The following is a 19,611-nucleotide window of genomic DNA, read 5'->3' as shown; positions in this document are numbered from 1 at the left end:
CGTTAACGTTTTTTTCACGGCGCTCCAACCTCCCCATAAATAGTGAGGTGTGAGCAATCCGAATCTGGCATGCTCTGCCCCAGTCGAATCACCAAAACCCCACTGAGATATGGAAAAATAGTATGCGCGCCTACCGAATAGATAATTTTGACGTAGGGCCAGCTATCGCATCGGTTGATTTCACACCTCCCTCTTCTGGTCAGATTGGGGTCGCGATTTACGCCTGCGGGTTGAATTTTGCAGATCTGCTCCTGCTCAAGGGGCAATACCAGGACACGCCGCCCCTACCCTTTGTTCCGGGGCTGGAACTGGCTGGCGTGGTGACTGCGGTTGGTTCTGATGTTGAGGGGTTTTCCATTGGCGACCGCGTGGCCGTTTTCTCCGGTCAGGGGGGGCTTGCGGATTACGGCTGTTTCGACGCCGCACGCGCGGTGAAAATTCCCGACGCCATGAGCTTTGCTGACGCGGCTGCGTTTCAGATCACCTATGGAACCGGCCTGGTTGCCCTAGAACACTGTGCCCGGCTGCAACCGGGTGAGACCCTGTTGGTCACTGGCGCCGCTGGGGGTGTGGGGCTGACAGCTGTCGAGATTGGCAAACGTTTGGGCGCGCGTGTCATCGCCCATGCGCGGGGGCCTGAAAAGTTGGCAATCGCAAAGGCCGCTGGTGCCGACCACCTGATTGATGCCAGCGAGGATCTGCGCAGCAAGGTCAAGGAGCTGGGCGGCGCTGATGTCGTCTATGAAGCCATCGGTGGCGATGTCTGGACCGCCGCCTTTCGTGCGACCAATCCCGGCGGCCGCCTGCTGCCCATCGGATTTGCCGGGGGCGAGGTGCCGCAAATCCCGGCAAATCACCTGCTGGTCAAGAACCTGACCGTGATCGGCTTTTACTTTGGTGGTTACCTGAAATCCCATCCCCATGTGATCCGCCGCGCGACCTCCACGCTGATTGACTGGTACGAGGACGGCTCATTGCGACCACATATCAGCCATAAGCTGCCACTAGAGCGTGTTAACGAAGGGCTGGAGCTGCTGCGCAGCCGCAAGGCGACGGGCAAGGTTGTCATTACCCTGCGTGACGAGACCTGAAGGAAAGCCTCGACGCCACCGCCCAGTAAGGGCAGGCATCGAGGCTGGACATTTTACACCATCAGCTTTCAGCCGCGTCAGGCCGCGTTCCACTGGGGCGACTGTAGCGGCGTGCTGATGGTACGAAACGCCTGACGGACCAGCGCCGCCAGCTCGTTCACGATGGGAGAGCCAGAAGTCTCGCCGCCATAGAGGTTGATCAGCTGGACCGGCAGTTCAGGCAGCGCGCCGCCGTGGTCGACCTGCGCCAGGTGGGGTGGCTCGGTGCCTTCGATCATTGCCGTCACTGCGAGATCGGCGCTGACAGTGGCTTCGATCGTGCGATCGCTGTCGGTTTCGACCATCAGCTCCCAGGAAATCCCCGCCGCGTCCAACGCCCGCATCACTTTTGGGCGGAAGGTGCAATAGCGCCCAAATGCCAGCTGCAACGGTTGCTGGCGCCAGACGGACCCGGTCGGCGCACCGATCCAGCACAGGGGGCGCTCGGCAAGGATCTCGCCATTTTCAGCCGTCGCTGTTTCGGTGGTGAGGATGAGATCACATTCACCGCGGGCAAATTGCTCCTTGAGCGAACGGGTATAGCTCGACAACAGCTGCACCTTGACCCGGGGGTATTGCGCATTGAACCGCTGCAAGACCTGCGGGATGGCCGGGTAGACGATGTCATGCGGCACGCCCAGAACGATCTCTCCCTCATAGGCCTGGTCTGTCAGACGGCTGACCGCTTCGTCGTTCAGCGCGATCATGCGGCGCGCATAGGCCAGCAGCTGCTCTCCCGAAGCGGTGAGCGCGATGGTGCGGCCGGAGCGGTCCAGAAGTTGCAGCCCTAAAAGCTCTTCAAGGCGTTTCAACTGCATGGAGACCGCCGATTGGGTCAGGTGCAGAAAACCGGCAGCTCGGGTAACCCCGCCATTGTCTGCCACAGCGACAAACGACCGCAGAGTGGTGATATCAAGATTTCTCATCATCACAATCCTTGATCAGTCAGATCATAAACATTCGTTTTTCAAATCAATCATACTTCCCCATATACATCAACAGAATTGATAGCAAACGGATCTACCATCACCGATCCAGAAAAGGACACACATCATGACCTACATGGACACACTTTGCAGCACACCGCCCCGCGCACAGCACAGCTCTATTCTTGGGGCGCTGATCAACCGGATTTCGCTGTGGCGCGAACGTCAGACCCTTGCAAAGCTGGATGATGCGGCCCTTCTGGATCTTGGAATTTCTGCCCGCGCCGCCGCCGAAGAGGCGCGCCGCTCGTTCTGGGACGTGCCGACCAACCGCGCCGTCTGATCGTCGCACATCCCAGAAAAGATCCGCAGAGAGGGAGGCCGGCTTACCGGTCTCCCTTTTTGCCTATAATTCGACCGAAAACTGGCTCAGCAGACTTGAACCAAAGCGCGGTTGAACCGATATTTGCGGGGAACGCCAGTTTCCTGCGCCGCTCCTCTTATGGTGCCAGGAAAACTGCGCGAGGGAGACTATTTAGACGGAGACCATGACACATGGCACAGTTTGACACCATTCGATCCGCAGCCGGTGCACGCACCGCAGAGATCGATGCAGGGCTTCGCGCCCACATGAACAAAGTCTACGCCACAATGGCGGCAGGCACGTTCATCACCTTTCTTGCAGCTTGGGCCATTGCGGGCCTCGCGGTCACCAGCGACCCGAGCGCGGCAGCGGCACAGCTGAATGCTGACACCTACCTGACCAGCCTTGGTTATGCGCTTTATGCGTCGCCGCTGAAGTGGGTCATCATGTTTGCTCCGCTCGCATTTGTTTTCGGCATCGGCGCCGCAGCGAACCGCATGTCGGCGGCTGGCGTACAGCTGCTGTTCTACGTCTTTGCCACCGTGATGGGGATTTCCATCAGCTCGATCTTCCTGGTGTTCACCGGCGAAAGCATCGTGCAGGTCTTCCTGATCACCTCCATCGCCTTCACTGGTTTGTCGCTGGTTGGCTACACCACCAAGAAAGACCTGAGCGGCATGGGTGCGTTCCTGATCATGGGCCTGATCGGCCTGATCGTGGCGTCCGTGGTCAACATCTTCCTGGCGTCGTCGGCGTTGGCGTTTGCCGTCTCCGTGATCGGCGTCCTGATCTTTGCTGGCCTCACCGCCTATGACACCCAGCGCATCAAGAATGACTATCTGCAGATGGTCCACATGGGTGACCAGGAATGGCTCGCAAAGTCCGCAATCATGGGCGCGCTGAGCCTCTATCTGGACTTCATCAACATGTTCATGATGCTGCTCCAGCTGCTTGGTAACCGCGAATAACCCACGGTTTCATATCCAGCACATCAGGGGCGGATCATAGCGATCCGCCCCTTTTCTTTTGTCCGGGCCCTTGTTGGTCCATTTGATCGTTTGAGAGACACATGAAATTCGTCACCATTCCCCCAGAGGACGCCCATCGCCTTGTGCCGCTTCTGCAGGACCTCCATGCGCTGCATGTAAGCCACCAGCCCCAGCGCTACCCTGCCAACCCTACAGCGGAGGCCCTGCAGGCCTGGCTGGCCGATTGGCTGAGCGACGAGACCATCACCGCCCGTGCCGCCGTCAGCCCCCAGGGAACCGTCATGGGCTATATCATCTACGGCATCGAAGAGCGCACCGCCCTGCCCGTCCGGATTGGCGAAACGCGTGCCATGCTGCACCACATCGCGGTGGCCGAAAGCTGGCAGCGCATGGGGGTCGGAGCGGCGCTCATCAACGATATGAAGGCCCGCGTGACAGCTGATGGGATCAAGGTGATCGCCACCACCTACGCCCCCTTCAACACCGCGTCAGCCGCGCTCATGACACGCATGGGAATGGAGCCTGTCGTGACGATGGCAGAGTGGCGCGCCTAGTCCACCAGAGCCGTCTCAGGGCCGCCATAAAGGGAGGGGAGGGGGTGCAGGTCTGGCGCAATTAAACTGGCCGCTGCCTGCCCTCTCCTGCCCTGTCCCCGTCTCCGCCGCCGGACACTTGCCCACGCGTCACCCAACGTCGCGAGCGGCCCCAAACAACCCCATCGAGTTCACGCAAAAGAAAAGGGCCACACGAAGCGTGTGACCCTTTCTTCAACTGTCCCGAATATCGGGTGATACCTGGCCTGTGGCCTTGGGCATCAGAAGGCTTACTTGATTTTGCCTTCTTTGTACTCAACGTGCTTGCGCACGACCGGGTCGTACTTACGCACAACCATTTTCTCGGTCATGGTGCGTGCGTTTTTCTTGGTCACGTAGAAGTGGCCCGTGCCCGCGGTCGAGTTCAGGCGGATCTTGATTGTGGTCGGCTTCGCCATGGTGCATCTCCTGCGTCCGAAAAGGCAGGGGGCCTCTCGGTAAATTCCTATATGAGCGTGCGCTTTTACCTGCACTACCCTGCGAGTCAAGGGGGGTCGCCGGGTTATTTTGCGCAGAGGGCCTGTAAGCCGGATTTTGTTCCAGGGCCAAGGCCCCTTCGACGACCATTCGTCTAGGATGCGCATTGCTGCGCACCTCTAGCTGCCAACCCGACCCCTCTTGGCCAAAACATGCCTAGCGGTGGTCGCGGCTTTCGCCGTGACATCCCGCGCGGGGGTCCTATTTGGCATTGCTCCCGGTGGGGCTTGCCGTGCCACCCCTGTTGCCAGGGGTGCGGTGGGCTCTTACCCCACCGTTTCACCCTTACCCACAGGAATCATCTGGCAGGCAGATGGCTGCGGGCGGTCTGTTTTCTGTGGCGCTCTCCGTCAGATCGCTCTGCCCGGGCATTACCCGGCACCGTCGTTTTGTAGAGTCCGGACTTTCCTCACGAAACCCGAGGGTTTCCCGCGGCCGTCCGGCCCTCTGCGCGTGCAAACGCCTAAGGAGAAGCCAGACGCGGGTCAAGCTGATTGTCACCGCCACAGCCGCGTGCTGCGGATCGAACAGCTGTCAGCGCTGCGCTGGCTCCATCAGCACCGCCAAATCCTCGGCAGATACAGGACCGCGCCCCTGCGGGCGAAAGCGCAGCCGCACGGCCTCTAGCAATGTGGTCTGATCGACGGGTGCTGTAAAACCACGGGCACGGGCACGCGCGCAGAACTGCTCTGCCAGCGTCATGGCGCCCTCTTCCGGGATATCCGTCCCCCCTGCTGGTGCAGCCAGCCCCTGACGCGCCAGACGCGGCCAGTCGAACCGGGGGCCGGGGTCGAACTTGCGTCCAGGCGCCATGCAGCTATGTCCGATCACCCCCTCGGGGGCAATCGACCAGCGCGCCATGATCCCGCCCAATAATTGTTCCAGCCGGGCCATCTGTGCAGCGCCAAAGGGGTGGTCACCGCGATTGTCCAGCTCAATGCCGATAGACCGGGAATTGATGTCGTCGAGTCCCGCCCATTGGCCTGCCCCGGCATGCCAGGCCCTGTCTGCCTCGCGCACCATCTGCCAAAGCCTGCCATCAGCGCCGATCAGGTAATGGGCCGAGACCTCGGCCTCTGGATCGCAAAGGCGCTCCAGCGCCGCCTCGGCACTATCCATAGCGGTGTAGTGAATCACGATCAGATGAGGGCTCAGCCCGTCCCTGCGCGGCCCATAGTTGGGGCTCGGCCGCCAAGTCGCAGCCGGCGCATCAACCGTCATCAGTTCTGAACAGCGCGACGATAAGGGGCGGGATCCCAGCCGCAGGCATATCCGTCGCCATCGGGATCCAACGCCTTTCGGTCCCGCTTGGGGCCACCCGCCTCGAGAAAGGCGATCTGCGCAAGTTCCGGTGACGCAAATCCAGCGCAGTTTCGGGCAGAACGCGCAGCCAGATTGATGCCGGAGCGGGAATAGATTCGCTGGCCACGTGGGTTCGACGTGCTCAGGGCATACCGCACGATATTGGTCGATTTTTCACCAGAGCGAGTGGGAACCGCGGTGGGGGTCACCACCTCGTATTGCGCGCGCTGACGGGCCAGACGTTCTGCATCGCTTTCGATGCTCTGACGGGACGAGACCGCATCAAAGTCGTTTTCATCCGAAATGCCTGGATTGCCGACAAGTGTCGGCGCCGGGTTCGAGGGGCTGGCCTCCAGCGGTGCCACGCCCGAATTGGTGCGCGCCGCTTCGATCGCGGCGGCAGCATCGCGGGCGATGTCCGCGCTGCTGTTGGTGCTGGCCGGAGAGGTTGCAAGGGTGCCTGCCCCGCTGCTGCGGGCAGCCACGCGCGGTGCGGGCTGGACCGAAGCATCAAGCGGGGCGGTCGTCACACGTGCCGGAGGAACCAGCGGATCGCCATTGATCGTTGTCCCGACGCCGGGCGCAGGATCAAACGGGCTGGAGCCGAAACCGGCTTCTGCCCCGCTGTCCGGGACCGGTGGCTGACAGGCCGCCAGCAGCGCAAGGCTGCTGAAGGCAACGACGGACGCGATTGGACGCATGATGACACCCTGTTGGTTCTGCTCAACTCAGAGCAGGGTTTACCACCATTGGCCCGGTTTTGCTACAAAACCGGCCGCGCTTTCCAGTGCATAGGCGGTATTGAGCAGATCACCCTCTTCCCACGGACGGCCAATCAGCTGCAGACCCAGCGGCAGACCTTTGGAATCAAGACCTGTCGGCACCGAAACACCTGGCAAACCGGCAAGGTTCACGGTGACGGTGAAGACGTCGTTCAGGTACATCTGAACCGGATCTGCATCGGCCATCTCGCCCAGACCAAAGGCCGCAGACGGGGTTGCCGGGGTCAGGATAGCGTCGATGCCCTGGGCAAAGACATCCTCAAAGTCCTTTTTGATCAGGGTGCGAACCTTGCGGGCGCGGTTGTAATAGGCATCATAGAAGCCCGCGGAGAGCACATAGGTGCCCACCATCACGCGGCGCTGGACCTCGTGACCGAAACCAGCGGCGCGGGTTTTCTCGTACATCTCGGTGATGCCGTCACCTGCTTCGAGTGTGGCACGCTGACCGTAGCGCACACCGTCGTAACGTGCGAGGTTCGACGACGCCTCGGCAGGGGCGATCACATAGTAGGCAGGCAGCGCGTATTTGGTGTGCGGCAGGGAGATGTCGACGATTTCCGCACCGGCAGCGCGCAGCATCTCGGCCCCTTCGGACCAGAGTTTTTCGATCTCCGCAGGCATGCCATCCATGCGATATTCGCGCGGGATGCCAATTTTCTTGCCTTTGATATCGCCGGTCAGCATCGCCTCAAAATTCGGCACGGCCAGATCGGCACTGGTGCTGTCCTTGGGGTCATGCCCACACATCGCCTCAAGCATCATCGCAGCATCACGCACCGATTTGGTCATCGGACCCGCCTGATCCAGCGAGGAGGCAAAGGCCACAACGCCCCAGCGCGAGCAGCGCCCATAGGTCGGTTTGATGCCGGTGATGCCCGTAAAGGCCGCAGGCTGACGAATCGAACCACCAGTGTCGGTGCCGGTTGCCGCAAGGCACAGATCGGCGGCCACAGCCGCAGCCGACCCACCAGAAGATCCGCCCGGTGTGAGCGGCGCATCGTCGCCTTCGCGCCGCCAGGGGCTGACGGCATTGCCATAAACGGAGGTCTCGTTGGACGACCCCATGGCGAATTCGTCCATATTCAGCTTGCCCAGCATGACCGCACCAGAATCCTGCAGCTGCTGGGAAACGGTGGATTCATATTCGGGCTTGAACCCTTCCAGGATGCCGGAGGCCGCTTGGCTATCAACGCCTTTGGTGCAGAACAGATCCTTGATGCCAATGGGCAGACCACACATGGCAGGCGCATCGCCTGCCTGGATACGGGCGTCTGCTGCCTTGGCGCGCTCCAGCGCGATCTCGGGCGTCTTGTGCACAAAAGCGTTCAGCGCATCTGCGGCGTCAATCGCCTTGAGGCAGGCCTCGGTCAGTTCGACAGAGGTGGTATCGCCCTTGCGCAATGCGTCACGGGCGTCGGACAGGGTGAGTTTGTTCAGTTCGGTCATGTCTTATTCAACCACCTTGGGCACGGCAAAAAACCCTTCGCGGGCATCGGGGGCGTTGGCGAGGATCTTGTCCTGCTGATTGCCATCGGTGACTTCATCCACACGGCGCTTCAGGCGCTGCGGCGTCACCGAGGTCATCGGCTCGACCCCTTCGACATCCACTTCGTTCAGCTGCTCGATAAAGCCGAGAATGGTGTTGAACTCATCGGCCAGCGCAGGCAGCGCATCCTCTTCGACCTTGATACGGGCCAGTTTGGCCACCTTGGCGGCAGTGCTTTGGTCAATCGACATGGAAACCCTCATCTCGTGTTAGGACGCATTTACCGCCGCGCCGCTCTCGCCGCAAGCCTGCGGGGGCGGGAAAGCGGTGCGAATTCCCCCACGCCCACGTCTGCGAGTGGATTTTTACGCTCAGCGCGATAGGCTTGGGCAAAGAGCGGACCCCATCGGGTCGTGGGCTTGAAACTTGGCGCAACACAGAACGAGGAGCGCGAACCATGAAAATCATCTGGCTGGGGCATGGCAGTTTCCGGATCGAAACGGCAGGACAGGTGCTGCTGATCGACCCTTGGCTAACCGGCAATCCGATGCTTGCTGAAGACCAGCATGACGCCGCGCTGGCTGGTGCGACGCATATTCTGCTGACCCACGCACATTTCGACCACGCAGCCGATGTGCTGCAGCTGGCGCGCACGCTGAACGCGCCGCTGGTCGGGCAATATGATCTCATGGGGTATTGGGGAGAAACCGAAGGGGTCGAAACCATCGGCTTCAACAAAGGTGGCACCGTTGATCTGAACGGGCCGCGCCTGGCAATGGTCCCTGCGTCGCACAGCTCCAGCTTTTCCACCCCAGAGGGGTTGCGCCCGGCCGGTTCAGAAGTTGGTTTCATCCTCATGAGCGAGGGAAAAACCGTCTATATTTCCGGCGACACCGGGCTGATGGCCGACATGGACTGGATTGGCGACTACTATAAGCCCGACATCGGCATCCTGAGCGCAGGAGGTCATTTTACCATGGACATGGAGCAGACCGCATATGCGGCCAAACGCTATTTTGACTTCAAAACGCTGATCCCCTGCCACTACCGCACCTTTCCCCTGCTGGAACAAAGCGCAGCACTGCTGAAAAAGGCACTGCCAGAGGTCAATGTGATCGAGCCGGAGGTATTGCAGGCGATCAATCTCTAGGATCCGTCGCCTTACCTTCCCGCCGGAGAGCGAAAGGCCGCCCGCGCGGCGGCGGCTTTCCGGCGGCAAACACAGTCTTCGGCGTGATCGTTGACCAACCCCATCGCCTGCATGAACGCAAAGACGGTGGTGGGGCCAACAAACTTCCAGCCACGCTTTTTCAACTCTTTGGACAGGGCCGTTGACTGCGACGTGATGGAAACGGTCTGAGGCGGAACCTGCTCATCCGGGCCGGGCTCAAAGCGCCAGAAGAACGCAGCCAGAGAGCCTTCCTGCTCTACCATTTCGACGGCACGGCGGGCATTGTTGATCACCGCTTCGATCTTGCCCCGGTGGCGGATGATCCCCGCGTCCTGCAACAGCCTGTCCACGTCGCCTTCGTCATACTGGGCGATCCGCTCCCAGTCGAAATGGTCGAACGCTGCGCGAAAATTTTCGCGCTTGGCCAGGATGGTCCGCCAGCTCAGCCCGGACTGAAAGCTCTCAAGGCAGATCTTTTCAAACAGGCGTCGATCGTCGCCCACCGGATAGCCCCATTCCTCGTCATGATAGGCCAGAAACTCCGGAACTGCCCCGGCCCACGCACATCGCAACGCCCCATCAGGGGCAAGAAAACCGTTGGTCATAATCGAGGCATCTCCTGCAAGCGAATTTGAAAACTCATGGTCAAAGAGGCGAAAGCCACAGCGTTCCGCCAAAGAAGAGCACTACCCGTTTGCTCGCTTTGCGGCGAAAAAATCGCGTAGGAGGCGTTCGGCGGGGGCTGCGCTGATGCCTTCGTAGACCTCGGGGGCGTGATGAGCTTGGGGGTGGGAAAACACGCAGGCACCGTGGGCAACGCCACCGGACTTCGGGTCGGAGGCCCCATAGTAGACGCGACGTATACGGGCGGCGGCGATAGCGGCGGCGCACATCGCGCAGGGCTCCAGCGTGACGTAGAGATCGTATCCACCTAGCCGTTCACTGCCGATCGCGGCACAGGCCTCGCGGATGACCAGCACCTCTGCGTGGGCGGTGGGATCGGACAATTCGCGTGTGCGGTTGCCGGCTTGCGCCACAACAGTTCCGTCCGGTGCAATCAGCGCAGCCCCCACCGGCACCTCGCCCCGCTCTGCAGCGGCACGGGCTTCGGAAAGGGCGACATCCATGTGCGAACGAAACGGCATCTTCCCTCCCTGCCCCAGAATGGGAGCTTTCGCAACCGCGCGGAATGATCTATGGCCTGAGACATGAGCAAAACACCTTCCTCCCCCACCGGCAAGGGCTCTCGCCCTGCCAAGGGCCAGCGCCCGGCCAAATCCAATCCTGCCCGCAGCAAGGCGGCACCTGCCCCTGGTGACACCAGCAGCGGCCCAGACGGCGATCGCATTGCCAAGGTGCTGTCACGCGCCGGTCTTGCGTCGCGTCGCGAAGCAGAACGCATGATCGCCGACGGTCGGGTCGAGGTGAACGGCAAGGTGATCGACAGCCCCGCGCTCAACGTCGTCGTGGGCAAGGACCGGATCGTGGTGGATGGAAAACAGGTGGAAGAGCCTGAACCGCCTCGCCTGTGGTTGTATCACAAGCCTGCCGGCCTTGTGACCACCACCAGCGATGAGCTGGACCGCAAGACCATCTTTGATGATCTGCCCGAAGATCTGCCGCGGGTCATGACTGTTGGGCGTCTCGACCTCAATTCCGAAGGGCTGCTGCTGTTGACCAATGATGGCGGCATCAAACGACAGCTGGAGCTGCCTTCGACCGGGTGGTTGCGGCGCTATCGTGTTCGTATCAATGGCCGCCCACAGGACAGCGACTTTGAGCCGCTGCGCAAGGGGCTGGTGATTGAGGGAGAGAAATTCCAGCCGATGATCGTGACGCTTGATCGGCAACAAGGGGCCAACGCCTGGCTGACGGTCGGTCTGCGGGAAGGCAAGAATCGCGAAATTCGCCGCGCAATGGAAGACATCGGCTTTAGCGTGAACCGCCTTTTGCGGTTGTCCTACGGACCGTTTCAGCTGGGTCAGCTCAAGCCCGGAGAGGTAGAAGAGCTGCGCCCCCGCGTTGTGCGCGACCAGTTGGGACTGGCAGCCCCGGAAGAAGAGCAAGACAGCCCAAAACGCCCCGGCACCCGCCAGCGGCCGATGCGAGGCAAGCCCGGCACCCGGCCAGGATCCGGCCAGCCTGATCGCGGCACCGACAGCCGCGGTGGCGCAGGCCGCACCGGTCGGCCGGGATCTGCGCCCAATGCCAAAGGCACCGGAAAGGGTACCGGCAAGCCACTGTCGAAGGCAGGCGGCAAGTCGATGGGCAAACCAACCGGCCGCCCTGGCGCCCGGTCGTCCGACAAAGCGGTCGGCAACAGCGGCCCAAAAGGCAACGCCCGCCCAAGCGGCAAGTCCTTTGGCGCAGGACGAGCGGACAGCGGCAAACGCGGTGGCGGCAGCCCTGCCCCCTCGGGCAGCCGGGGTCCGGGCAAGCCACCCCGGCGTTAGGCGACAAGCTGCCAGAAGCCAACCTGAGCAACCTGGCACAGAGTTCCCCCTAGTAAGTGAGCCCTGCATATCCTAAGTTTCCAACTGGTTGCAGTGTTCAACGTGGGGGAACAGACGTGCAGAAACTCGCCTTGGTGGCCTTGCTGATCCTGATGGTTGGCCTGGCAACCGGCCTTGTGGCCGGAGGCTGACGGCATGGCAAAACGCTTTGGTGGGAAGTACAGCCCCGACGAACATCGCGATGATGACGAACAGAACGTCGCGCCGCGCTCTTCCTCTGCGAGTTTCCGAAATGCACGGGTTGACCCGGTGGGGATCGGCGCGAACCTGATGATGGTGCCGCCAGGGCTCATGGTGCTGATGGCGGTGATCTCGGATGCGGCGGGCCTCGGCTTTGGGCTGTTGGCTGCGGCGTCCTGGGCCGCTGGTGCCTATCTGTTGCGGGATGGGCTTCGGGCCGAAGCCGCTTACAAAGATCGCAAGGTGGCGCGCCGCCCGGCCCTGCCGCGCAAGATCCTTGCTGCAGGCCTGTGTGGTGCCGGCGCTGCTTTGGCTGCGTTGCGGGTTGACCCAAATCTCATCAGCGCAGTGATTTATGGCGCGGCCGCAACTGGCCTTCACCTTGCGGCGTTTGGCATTGACCCCATGCGCAACAAGGGGACGGAGGGTGTCGACGACTTTCAGCGCGATCGCGTCGCCCGTGTAGTGGATGAGGCGGAAACCTACCTCTCTGCCATGTCCGATGCGGCCTTGCGGGCGCGTGACCGTCAGGTCGAAGCCCGCGTTGAGGCCTTTCAGGATGTTGCGCGTGATCTTTTTCGCACGGTAGAGGACGATCCCCGCGACCTGACAGGGGCCCGCCGCTATCTGACCGTCTATCTGATGGGCGCGCGCGACGCGACGATCAAATTCGCCGATATCTACGCGCGCAGCGGTGACGCGAAGGCCCGTAACGACTACCTCGCTCTGCTTGCCGATCTGGAGCAGAACTTTGCGGCCCGAACCCGCAAGATGCTGCTGGAGGATCGGACCGATCTTACGGTGGAAATCGACGTGCTGCGTGACCGGTTGCAGCGCGAAGGGGTGCATCTGGACCGCCGCTGACACACAACTGATACCTTAGCCGACGACACAACACGCGACCCGCCACGAGACTGAAAAGGAACCTGCCCATGTCCGAGACGACACAACACAAAGCCGCTCAAGAAACGCAGGAAATTTCCCAAGTTGCTGCGATCCAACTGCCGGAACCGGTGGCGGAGGTGCAATCGCTGGAAGCAGCGGACGCCCCCACCAGCGCCCAGATCCGCAGCCGGATGGACGAAATCAACATGGCTGACACCAATTCGATCATCAACTTCGGCTCTGGTGCGCAGGCGGAGTTGCAGCAGATCAGCCAGGCCATGCTGAGCGATGTGCGCAACAAGGATGTAGGCCCTGCCGGTGACAGCCTGCGCGACATTGTAACCACGATCCGTGGATTTTCCGTCTCTGAGCTGGATGTCCGCCGCAAGCCGACCTTTTGGGAGCGGCTGTTGGGCCGCGCTGCCCCTTTTGCGAAATTCACCGCCCGGTTTGAAGATGTGCAAGGCCAGATCGATCGGATCACCGACAATCTTCTGGGCCATGAACATCAGCTGTTGAAGGATATCAAATCCCTCGACCTGCTCTATGAAAAGACGCTGAAGTTCTACGATGAACTGGCGCTCTACATCGCCGCGGGTGATGCCAAGATTGCCGAGTTGGACAGCACAGAGATTCCCGAACTGGAAGCCGCGGTACAGGCCGCCCCGGAAGCCGATCAGGTGATGCGCGCGCAAGAGCTGCGCGATTTGAGGGCCGCACGCGATGATCTGGAACGCCGCGTGCACGATCTGAAGCTGACGCGTCAGGTCACGATGCAGTCGCTGCCCTCGATCCGCCTGGTGCAGGAGAACGACAAATCCCTCGTGACCAAGATCAACTCCACGCTCGTCAACACTGTGCCGCTTTGGGAAACCCAGCTGGCGCAGGCTGTGACCATCCAGCGCTCAGCCGAGGCCGCGGCTGCGGTGCGCGATGCCAATGATCTGACAAACGAGCTGCTGACCTCCAACGCCGCAAACCTGCGGGACAGCAACAAGATGATCCGTCAGGAAATGGAACGGGGCGTCTTTGATATCGAGGCCGTCAAACAGGCCAATGCGGATCTGATCGGCACCATTCAGGAAAGCCTGCAGATCGCCGATGAAGGCAAGGCCAAGCGTGCCGCTGCAGAGGCAGATCTGAAAGCCATGGAAGCAGAGCTGCGCGATACACTTGCTGCGGCAAAGGCCCGCCGCGACGGGCTTGGCGATACGGCAGCCACCTCTGTGCCGGGCACCGCGTGAGCGGCCCTGCCCCATCCTCTCTGCGCCACCTTTGGCGCGCAACCTCGGCACTGGCGATAACCGCGCTGGTGGCGGGGTGTATCGACATGGGGCAGCGGACCTCTCTTGTTCCGCCGAACCGGCCTTCCGATCTCGCGCCGCAGCGGCAAGAACCCTCGGCAGAAAGCGCGCGGCTCAGCCGGTATTACGCCGCCCTTCAGCAAGATCTGCTGACACGCGGGTTGATGCGTATCGATGGCGGTGGACCTGAGACCCCCTATGATGCCGACGACCTGCGCGAAAACTTTGAACGCATTGCGTTTTACGATGAATACGGCAGCGCCAGCGGAACGGCTGGGGCACTTGGACGCTGGAGCGGTCCGGTGCGGCTGCGCGCCGCCTTTGGCCCCTCCGTAAGCCCAGAGCAGCGCGCCAAGGACAGCGCAACCCTGGAAGCCTATGCCGCCCGTCTCGCGCGGCTGACCGGGCATCCGATCTCTGTGACCAACAGCCCGGCACGCACGAATTTCCTCGTGCTGTTTGCAAGCCAGGACGATGGCGCCTTTGTTGCAGAGCAGGTGAAAACCGTGTTGCCCAATATTTCGGGCGGCGATCTGGATGTGTTTATCCGGCCCCCTCAGACCTACTATTGCCTCGTGCGCGCAGGCGGGGTGCAAAGCGAGCCGTCGGCCTACAGCCGGGGTGTCGCGCTGATCCGTGCCGAACATCCCGATCTCGCCCGGCGCAGCTGCATCCATGAGGAAATTGCCCAAGGGCTGGGGTTGCGCAACGACAGCCCACGGGCGCGGCCATCGATCTTTAATGACGACGATGAATTTGCCCTTTTGACGAGCCACGACGAGAAGCTGCTGCAGATCCTCTATGATCCGCGTCTGCGTCCTGGCATGTCCGCGCCTGAAGCCCGGCCGATCGTGCGCCAGATTGCCTATGATATTATGGGAGAGCCGAAGTAACGGCCCCTGCAAAAGACGACCCAGATGCCCCGGCATCGCCGAAAGAGGATGGAGACAATGGGTATTTTCGACTTTCTCAAGGGAGAGTTCATCGACGTCATTCATTGGACCGATGACACCAACGACACCCTTGTGTGGCGCTTTGAGCGTGAAGGCCATGCGATCAAATACGGGGCAAAGCTGACCGTGCGCGAGGGCCAGGCGGCCGTGTTCGTTCACGAAGGCCAGCTCGCCGATGTCTTCACACCCGGTCTCTACATGCTTGAGACCAACAACATGCCGATCATGACAACCTTGCAGCATTGGGACCACGCGTTTCAATCGCCGTTCAAGTCAGAGATCTACTTTGTCGACACGACCCGCTTCAATGATCTGAAATGGGGCACCAAGAACCCGATCATGGCCCGCGACCCGGAGTTCGGGCCCGTGCGCCTGCGGGCCTTTGGCACCTATAGCATTCGCGTGGTGGATCCGGCCCGGTTCCTGACCGAGATCGTGGGCACCGATGGTGAATTCACGATGGACGAGATCTCTTTCCAGATCCGCAACATCATCGTGCAGCAGGTCAGCCGGGTGCTGGCAGGGTCTGGCATCCCGGTTCTGGATATGGCGGCGAACACCGCCGATCTGGGCAAACTGGTTGCGGCTGAGATCGCGGCCACTGTTGCCGAGTACGGCATCGCGATCCCGGAATTGTACATCGAAAACATCTCGCTGCCGCCAGCTGTCGAAGAGGCAATGGACCAGCGCACCAAGATGGGCATTGTCGGCGACCTTGGCCGCTACACCCAGTTCAAGGCCGCCGAAGCGATGGAGGCTGCCGCCAGCACCCCCAACAGCGGCATGGGCGCTGGTCTGGGTATGGGCATGGGTATAGCGATGGCGCAGCAGATGGGGCAGGCCCTGCAGGGTGGCGCCCCGCAAGCAGCGGGTCAGGCCAGTGGACCATGGGGCGCCCATTCTGCGCCCGCTGCAACGCAGTCGGCACCGCAGGCAGCACCCGTTGCTCCACCGCCTCCCCCCGTCGAACATGTCTGGCACATCGCCGAAAACGGGCAGACCACCGGCCCATTCTCAAAGGCTCGGCTGGGTCGCATGGCGAGCGAAGGGACGCTTGGCCGCGATACTCTGGTCTGGACACCGGGCCAGGATGGCTGGAAGCGTGCAGGTGATGTGATCGAGCTGGCACAGCTCTTTACGATCCTGCCGCCACCACCGCCCCCGCCTCCGCCGCCTGCCGGGTAACGGCCATCACGCCATCGGACCGGGCAGCGAACTGCTGCACCGACTTACCAGATCGGATCTGCACGCTGATGAACCGACGTACTGCGCTGAAATGGCTCCACTGGCTGAGTCTTGGGCTCATTCTCTATTTCTTTCTGGTGGAGCCGGAAGAAAGCCAGACAAACCCCGGCCTTGCGCTGGCAACCCATGCTGGTGTGGGCCTCGTTCTTGCCGTCGTGGTTTTGGTCTGGACGCTGGTCTACCTGACCAAGGGTCTTGCAGGGCGTGCAGGTCCAAAGCTGCCGGGCTGGGCAAAGCGGTTTCATCTGCTCAATCACAAGGTGCTGCAGATCGGATTGCCGGTCATGGTGGCGACCGGCGCACTTGCGGGCCTTTTTGCCCCATTTGCAATCCGGGCCTTTGGGCTGGTTCCGATCAACCCGGCCATTGGAAGCCGCAGCCTGCACGGATTGGCAGAGGAGCTGCATGAAATCGCATTTGACGCGCTGCTGGTTGCCATCGTGCTTCATGCCGTGTTCCATTTGTGGCGGCATTTTCTGTTGAAGGACAATGCCCTGCGCATCATGGTGCCGAAAGTGCTCCACAAGTATCTCTGAGGCGATCCACTGTGACCAACATACCCCCACCACCGCCGGGCGGCGCTGATTTTCCACCACCGGCTGATACCAAGACCACATCAGGCGCGATCGTGGAGGAGCACCGCTTTCCCTGCGAGCAATGTGGGGCGGATTATCGCTATGACCCGGAAGCGGGCACGCTGAGCTGTGACCATTGCGGACACCGTGAAACGATCCGCTCCGGGCCCTGGCAAGGCGGCAGCCTGCGGGAGCTGGATTATCAGACTGCGCTGACATCCGGCCTATCCGAAGCGGACATGGAAGAAACGCGTGTTTTGAGCTGTCCCAATTGCGCAGCTCAAGTGGAGTTTGACGCGAACACCCATGCGGGTGAGTGCCCGTTTTGTGCCACCCCCATGGTGACCGACACCGGCACCCATCGCCATATCAAACCCAAGGGTGTCCTTCCTTTTGCCTTTGACGAACGCGCAGCCCATAACGCCATGTCGGACTGGCTGGGTGGTCTGTGGTTTGCCCCCAACGGGTTGCAGCAATACGCCCGCAAAGGCCGGCGGATGAACGGGATCTATGTGCCCTATTGGACCTTTGATGCACAGACACGCACCCGCTACCGCGGCCAGCGCGGGACCGTCTACTATGTGGACGAACCAGTGATCATCGATGGCGAACGCAAGACACGCCGCGTGGCAAAGGTGCGCTGGCAACCGGTGTCAGGGCGGGTTCAGCGTTTCTTTGATGATGTGCTGGTCCTCGCCTCAAAAAGCCTGCCCAAGCGCAACACGGATGCGCTGGAACCCTGGGATCTTTCGGCGCTGGAACCCTATCAGCCGCAGTATCTCGCCGGGTTTCGTGCCGAAGGCTATGCGGTGCAACTGCCGGAGGGCTATGGCGAAGCCAATGAGAAAATGCGCCGGGTCATCGAGCGCGACGTACGGTTTGATATTGGCGGGGATCGCCAACGCATCGACCATCTTGAGAGCGACTTTTCCGACATCACGTTCAAACATGTGCTGCTGCCTGTCTGGCTGGCCGCCTACAAGTATCGCGGCAAGACCTATCGCTTTGTCGTCAACGGCCAGTCTGGCCGGGTTCAGGGCGAACGTCCCTACTCTGTCTGGAAAATCGCCGCCGCAGTGGTCGCTGTTGCCATCATCGGCGGCGTCATTGCTGTGCTTGGCGGCAAATAACCCCCGGGAAAAGGACCAGAAAATTGAGCACCCTGCCTGATCTGAACGCACTTGATGCGCTGATGTCTGCCCGCCACAGCTGCCGGGGGTTTCGGCCGGATCCCGTGCCGCGCGCTGTCATCGAGGATATCCTGAGATGCGCCCAAAAGGTGCCATCATGGTGCAACGCCCAACCTTGGGAAGTCACTGTTTTTTCCGGCACGGCCACCGACAAGTTGCGCACAGCCCTTGCCGAGACCATCGCCTCTGCCGGAGCGGCCCCGGATCTGCCTTTTCCGGAACGCTATAGCGGTGCCTATAAAACCCGCCGTCAGGAATGCGGCTGGGCGCTTTATGAGGCGGTGGGCGTTCAAAAGGGCGACCGGGTTGCCTCGAACCAGCAGATGCTGCGAAACTTCTCTCTTTTTGATGCCCCCCATTGTGCCATTCTCAGCAGCCCCAAAGAGCTTGGCCCCTATGGTGCGATGGATTGTGGTGGATTTGTCACCGCGTTCACACTGGCAGCACAGGCCGCCGGGGTTTCGACCATCGCACAGGCCGCTGTTGCGAGCTATGCGCCAATGCTGCACGCCTTCTGCGAGATCCCCGAGGATCGCAATATCCTGTGTGCGCTGTCCTTTGGCTACGGCGATCCCGACCATCCAGCCAACCAGTTCCGCACCAGCCGTGCCGATCTGGCAGAATTTGCAACCTGGCGGGACTGATCCGCTCCCCCCATCCAGACGAAAGCCCCCTTATGCGCGCTCTTATCCAACGTGTCAGCCGAGCCTCAGTGACTGTCGATGAGGCCATCACCGGAGAGATCGGTGAAGGCCTGCTCATCCTCATTTGCGCGATGGAAGGTGACAATGAGGCCCAAGCAGAAAAGATGGCCGAGAAAATCAGCAAGCTTCGCATCTTTCGTGATGATGCGGGCAAGATGAACCGGGCGCTTCGTGACGCGGGTGGCAGCGCGCTGGTGGTCAGTCAGTTCACCCTCGCCGCGGACACGAGGCGCGGCAACCGGCCCGGTTTTTCCACCGCCGCAGCACCGGATCGTGGGCGTGCCTTGTACGAACATTTCGGCGCGCATCTGGGCAGTCTGGGCATTCCCATCGCTTGGGGATCCTTTGGCGCGGACATGCAGGTCTCTCTGGTCAATGCCGGTCCCGTGACGATCTGGATGGACAGCGACGACTGGGGGTGATCCGCATCCACCGCACCCTGTTTCCGGCCCGTGTTCCCCCCGGTGTCACACGCGAATTTTGCTGGTTGAGATCAGATTGGCGGCTTTCGTCTCCCCTCCCCCGCGCTGGAACCTTCTGCGCGTGTGATCAGGCAAAAACGACACCCATGAACCGAGATTCCGCCGCAAAACTCCCGCATGACGGGTGCCCAGGTGTCCCAAAAGGCACCTGGGCATATAAATTCGCCATTTGCGGCATATAATTTTTGACCAATTCAGACGGTGCATCTTTGCAAAGATTGCCCTGAGATCCGTGCCAATATGGCGAAAAGCGACTTTGATACTCAAAAACGCGACGCGCATTCGGTTTTCTGCAGATTGTGTACGCCCTGCTGGCCGGAAATAGGTCGCTAAATGGGGTTGCGAGGTCGCATCAAATGC

22 protein-coding genes and 1 other RNA gene are annotated in these 19,611 nt (G+C 61.1%); 14 read left to right on the top strand and 9 right to left on the bottom strand.

Going from position 1 to position 19,611, the window contains the following annotated elements:
* Positions 1-122: 122 nt before the first annotated feature.
* Positions 123-1,091 (top strand): NADPH:quinone oxidoreductase family protein, encoded by a 969-nt coding sequence (locus tag KUV39_RS09015; protein ID WP_222459590.1) that lies wholly within the window; start codon positions 123-125, stop codon positions 1,089-1,091.
* Between the two features lie 77 nt (positions 1,092-1,168).
* On the opposite strand, the gene KUV39_RS09010 is transcribed toward KUV39_RS09015, so the two are convergent.
* Positions 1,169-2,056: a LysR family transcriptional regulator gene (locus KUV39_RS09010; RefSeq protein ID WP_037302745.1), complete on the bottom strand. Its 888-nt coding sequence runs from the start codon at positions 2,054-2,056 to the stop codon at positions 1,169-1,171.
* A 127-nt stretch (positions 2,057-2,183) separates the two neighbouring features.
* Between KUV39_RS09010 and KUV39_RS09005 the strand changes: the two genes are divergently transcribed.
* From KUV39_RS09005 to KUV39_RS08995, 3 genes are all read left to right on the top strand, one after another.
* Positions 2,184-2,399 (top strand): DUF1127 domain-containing protein, encoded by a 216-nt coding sequence (locus tag KUV39_RS09005; RefSeq protein WP_008563269.1) that lies wholly within the window; start codon positions 2,184-2,186, stop codon positions 2,397-2,399.
* 212 nt (positions 2,400-2,611) lie between these two features.
* On the top strand, positions 2,612-3,388 hold the full coding sequence (locus tag KUV39_RS09000) for a Bax inhibitor-1/YccA family protein (protein WP_008559079.1): 777 nt from the start codon (positions 2,612-2,614) through the stop codon (positions 3,386-3,388).
* Between the two features lie 101 nt (positions 3,389-3,489).
* Positions 3,490-3,963: a GNAT family N-acetyltransferase gene (locus tag KUV39_RS08995; protein ID WP_008561501.1), complete on the top strand. Its 474-nt coding sequence runs from the start codon at positions 3,490-3,492 to the stop codon at positions 3,961-3,963.
* A gap of 269 nt (positions 3,964-4,232) precedes the next feature.
* On the opposite strand, the gene rpmG is transcribed toward KUV39_RS08995, so the two are convergent.
* From rpmG to gatC, 6 genes are all read right to left on the bottom strand, one after another.
* Positions 4,233-4,400 (bottom strand): 50S ribosomal protein L33, encoded by a 168-nt coding sequence (rpmG, locus tag KUV39_RS08990; RefSeq protein WP_007814563.1) that lies wholly within the window; start codon positions 4,398-4,400, stop codon positions 4,233-4,235.
* A 109-nt stretch (positions 4,401-4,509) separates the two neighbouring features.
* An RNA gene (rnpB, locus tag KUV39_RS08985) (RNase P RNA component class A) lies at positions 4,510-4,930 on the bottom strand.
* Positions 4,931-5,013: 83 nt separating this feature from the next.
* Positions 5,014-5,700 carry an N-acetylmuramoyl-L-alanine amidase gene (locus KUV39_RS08980; RefSeq protein WP_222459589.1) on the bottom strand — a complete coding sequence of 229 codons (687 nt, stop codon included), beginning with the start codon at positions 5,698-5,700 and terminating at the stop codon, positions 5,014-5,016.
* Positions 5,700-6,482 carry a hypothetical protein gene (locus tag KUV39_RS08975; protein WP_050672231.1) on the bottom strand — a complete coding sequence of 261 codons (783 nt, stop codon included), beginning with the start codon at positions 6,480-6,482 and terminating at the stop codon, positions 5,700-5,702. The genes KUV39_RS08980 and KUV39_RS08975 overlap by 1 nt, the downstream gene beginning before the upstream one ends.
* A 39-nt stretch (positions 6,483-6,521) precedes the next feature.
* Complete coding sequence (gene gatA, locus KUV39_RS08970; protein ID WP_222459588.1) at positions 6,522-8,009, bottom strand: Asp-tRNA(Asn)/Glu-tRNA(Gln) amidotransferase subunit GatA; 1,488 nt, start codon at positions 8,007-8,009, stop codon at positions 6,522-6,524.
* Positions 8,010-8,012: 3 nt separating this feature from the next.
* Positions 8,013-8,300 (bottom strand): Asp-tRNA(Asn)/Glu-tRNA(Gln) amidotransferase subunit GatC, encoded by a 288-nt coding sequence (gatC, locus tag KUV39_RS08965; protein WP_008561736.1) that lies wholly within the window; start codon positions 8,298-8,300, stop codon positions 8,013-8,015.
* Positions 8,301-8,506: 206 nt separating this feature from the next.
* Between gatC and KUV39_RS08960 the strand changes: the two genes are divergently transcribed.
* Positions 8,507-9,199, top strand: a complete 693-nt coding sequence (locus KUV39_RS08960) for a metal-dependent hydrolase (protein WP_222459587.1) — start codon at positions 8,507-8,509, stop codon at positions 9,197-9,199.
* An 11-nt stretch (positions 9,200-9,210) separates the two neighbouring features.
* Here KUV39_RS08960 and KUV39_RS08955 read toward each other — a convergent pair whose 3' ends face one another.
* Both KUV39_RS08955 and KUV39_RS08950 read right to left on the bottom strand, forming a co-directional pair.
* Complete coding sequence (locus KUV39_RS08955; RefSeq protein ID WP_222459586.1) at positions 9,211-9,825, bottom strand: DNA-3-methyladenine glycosylase I; 615 nt, start codon at positions 9,823-9,825, stop codon at positions 9,211-9,213.
* Positions 9,826-9,906: 81 nt separating this feature from the next.
* Positions 9,907-10,365, bottom strand: a complete 459-nt coding sequence (locus KUV39_RS08950; RefSeq protein WP_209033763.1) for a nucleoside deaminase — start codon at positions 10,363-10,365, stop codon at positions 9,907-9,909.
* Positions 10,366-10,428: 63 nt separating this feature from the next.
* On the opposite strand from KUV39_RS08950, the gene KUV39_RS08945 reads away from it, so the two are divergent.
* From KUV39_RS08945 to dtd, 9 genes are all read left to right on the top strand, one after another.
* Positions 10,429-11,673: a pseudouridine synthase gene (locus KUV39_RS08945; RefSeq protein ID WP_222459585.1), complete on the top strand. Its 1,245-nt coding sequence runs from the start codon at positions 10,429-10,431 to the stop codon at positions 11,671-11,673.
* A gap of 195 nt (positions 11,674-11,868) precedes the next feature.
* On the top strand, positions 11,869-12,777 hold the full coding sequence (locus KUV39_RS08940; protein ID WP_222459584.1) for a 5-bromo-4-chloroindolyl phosphate hydrolysis family protein: 909 nt from the start codon (positions 11,869-11,871) through the stop codon (positions 12,775-12,777).
* A gap of 68 nt (positions 12,778-12,845) precedes the next feature.
* Positions 12,846-14,042: a toxic anion resistance protein gene (locus KUV39_RS08935; protein WP_222459583.1), complete on the top strand. Its 1,197-nt coding sequence runs from the start codon at positions 12,846-12,848 to the stop codon at positions 14,040-14,042.
* A complete protein-coding gene (locus tag KUV39_RS08930) occupies positions 14,039-14,995 on the top strand; it encodes a DUF2927 domain-containing protein (RefSeq protein ID WP_209033769.1) in 957 nt (318 codons plus the stop codon). The genes KUV39_RS08935 and KUV39_RS08930 overlap by 4 nt, the downstream gene beginning before the upstream one ends.
* Positions 14,996-15,052: 57 nt before the next feature.
* Positions 15,053-16,240, top strand: coding sequence for an SPFH domain-containing protein (locus KUV39_RS08925; protein WP_222459582.1), 1,188 nt, complete (start codon positions 15,053-15,055; stop codon positions 16,238-16,240).
* A gap of 68 nt (positions 16,241-16,308) precedes the next feature.
* The gene (locus tag KUV39_RS08920) at positions 16,309-16,836 is read left to right on the top strand and encodes a cytochrome b/b6 domain-containing protein (protein ID WP_222459581.1); all 528 of its coding nucleotides are present in this window, start codon (positions 16,309-16,311) and stop codon (positions 16,834-16,836) included.
* 11 nt (positions 16,837-16,847) lie between these two features.
* Positions 16,848-18,005, top strand: coding sequence for a TFIIB-type zinc ribbon-containing protein (locus tag KUV39_RS08915; protein WP_222459580.1), 1,158 nt, complete (start codon positions 16,848-16,850; stop codon positions 18,003-18,005).
* A 23-nt stretch (positions 18,006-18,028) separates the two neighbouring features.
* On the top strand, positions 18,029-18,709 hold the full coding sequence (locus tag KUV39_RS08910; protein WP_222459579.1) for a nitroreductase: 681 nt from the start codon (positions 18,029-18,031) through the stop codon (positions 18,707-18,709).
* Between the two features lie 32 nt (positions 18,710-18,741).
* Positions 18,742-19,191 (top strand): D-aminoacyl-tRNA deacylase, encoded by a 450-nt coding sequence (gene dtd, locus KUV39_RS08905; protein WP_222459578.1) that lies wholly within the window; start codon positions 18,742-18,744, stop codon positions 19,189-19,191.
* Positions 19,192-19,611 lie beyond the last annotated feature (420 nt).

Source organism: Phaeobacter italicus, assembly GCF_019801785.1.
GTDB classification, from domain to species: Bacteria; Pseudomonadota; Alphaproteobacteria; order Rhodobacterales; family Rhodobacteraceae; genus Phaeobacter; species Phaeobacter italicus.
The sequence above is the reverse complement of the archived record's forward strand: the minus strand, read 5'-3'. Positions and strand labels throughout refer to the sequence as shown.

Bases quoted from the DNA above. Each gene is read 5' to 3' on its own strand.
- KUV39_RS09015 (WP_222459590.1), top strand. From the start codon at position 123: ATGCGCGCCTACCGAATAGATAATTTTGACGTAGGGCCAGCTATCGCA.
- KUV39_RS09010 (WP_037302745.1), bottom strand. From the start codon at position 2,056: ATGAGAAATCTTGATATCACCACTCTGCGGTCGTTTGTCGCTGTGGCA.
- KUV39_RS09005 (WP_008563269.1), top strand. From the start codon at position 2,184: ATGACCTACATGGACACACTTTGCAGCACACCGCCCCGCGCACAGCAC.
- KUV39_RS09000 (WP_008559079.1), top strand. From the start codon at position 2,612: ATGGCACAGTTTGACACCATTCGATCCGCAGCCGGTGCACGCACCGCA.
- KUV39_RS08995 (WP_008561501.1), top strand. From the start codon at position 3,490: ATGAAATTCGTCACCATTCCCCCAGAGGACGCCCATCGCCTTGTGCCG.
- rpmG (WP_007814563.1), bottom strand. From the start codon at position 4,400: ATGGCGAAGCCGACCACAATCAAGATCCGCCTGAACTCGACCGCGGGC.
- KUV39_RS08980 (WP_222459589.1), bottom strand. From the start codon at position 5,700: ATGACGGTTGATGCGCCGGCTGCGACTTGGCGGCCGAGCCCCAACTAT.
- KUV39_RS08975 (WP_050672231.1), bottom strand. From the start codon at position 6,482: ATGCGTCCAATCGCGTCCGTCGTTGCCTTCAGCAGCCTTGCGCTGCTG.
- gatA (WP_222459588.1), bottom strand. From the start codon at position 8,009: ATGACCGAACTGAACAAACTCACCCTGTCCGACGCCCGTGACGCATTG.
- gatC (WP_008561736.1), bottom strand. From the start codon at position 8,300: ATGTCGATTGACCAAAGCACTGCCGCCAAGGTGGCCAAACTGGCCCGT.
- KUV39_RS08960 (WP_222459587.1), top strand. From the start codon at position 8,507: ATGAAAATCATCTGGCTGGGGCATGGCAGTTTCCGGATCGAAACGGCA.
- KUV39_RS08955 (WP_222459586.1), bottom strand. From the start codon at position 9,825: ATGACCAACGGTTTTCTTGCCCCTGATGGGGCGTTGCGATGTGCGTGG.
- KUV39_RS08950 (WP_209033763.1), bottom strand. From the start codon at position 10,365: ATGCCGTTTCGTTCGCACATGGATGTCGCCCTTTCCGAAGCCCGTGCC.
- KUV39_RS08945 (WP_222459585.1), top strand. From the start codon at position 10,429: ATGAGCAAAACACCTTCCTCCCCCACCGGCAAGGGCTCTCGCCCTGCC.
- KUV39_RS08940 (WP_222459584.1), top strand. From the start codon at position 11,869: ATGGCAAAACGCTTTGGTGGGAAGTACAGCCCCGACGAACATCGCGAT.
- KUV39_RS08935 (WP_222459583.1), top strand. From the start codon at position 12,846: ATGTCCGAGACGACACAACACAAAGCCGCTCAAGAAACGCAGGAAATT.
- KUV39_RS08925 (WP_222459582.1), top strand. From the start codon at position 15,053: ATGGGTATTTTCGACTTTCTCAAGGGAGAGTTCATCGACGTCATTCAT.
- KUV39_RS08920 (WP_222459581.1), top strand. From the start codon at position 16,309: ATGAACCGACGTACTGCGCTGAAATGGCTCCACTGGCTGAGTCTTGGG.
- dtd (WP_222459578.1), top strand. From the start codon at position 18,742: ATGCGCGCTCTTATCCAACGTGTCAGCCGAGCCTCAGTGACTGTCGAT.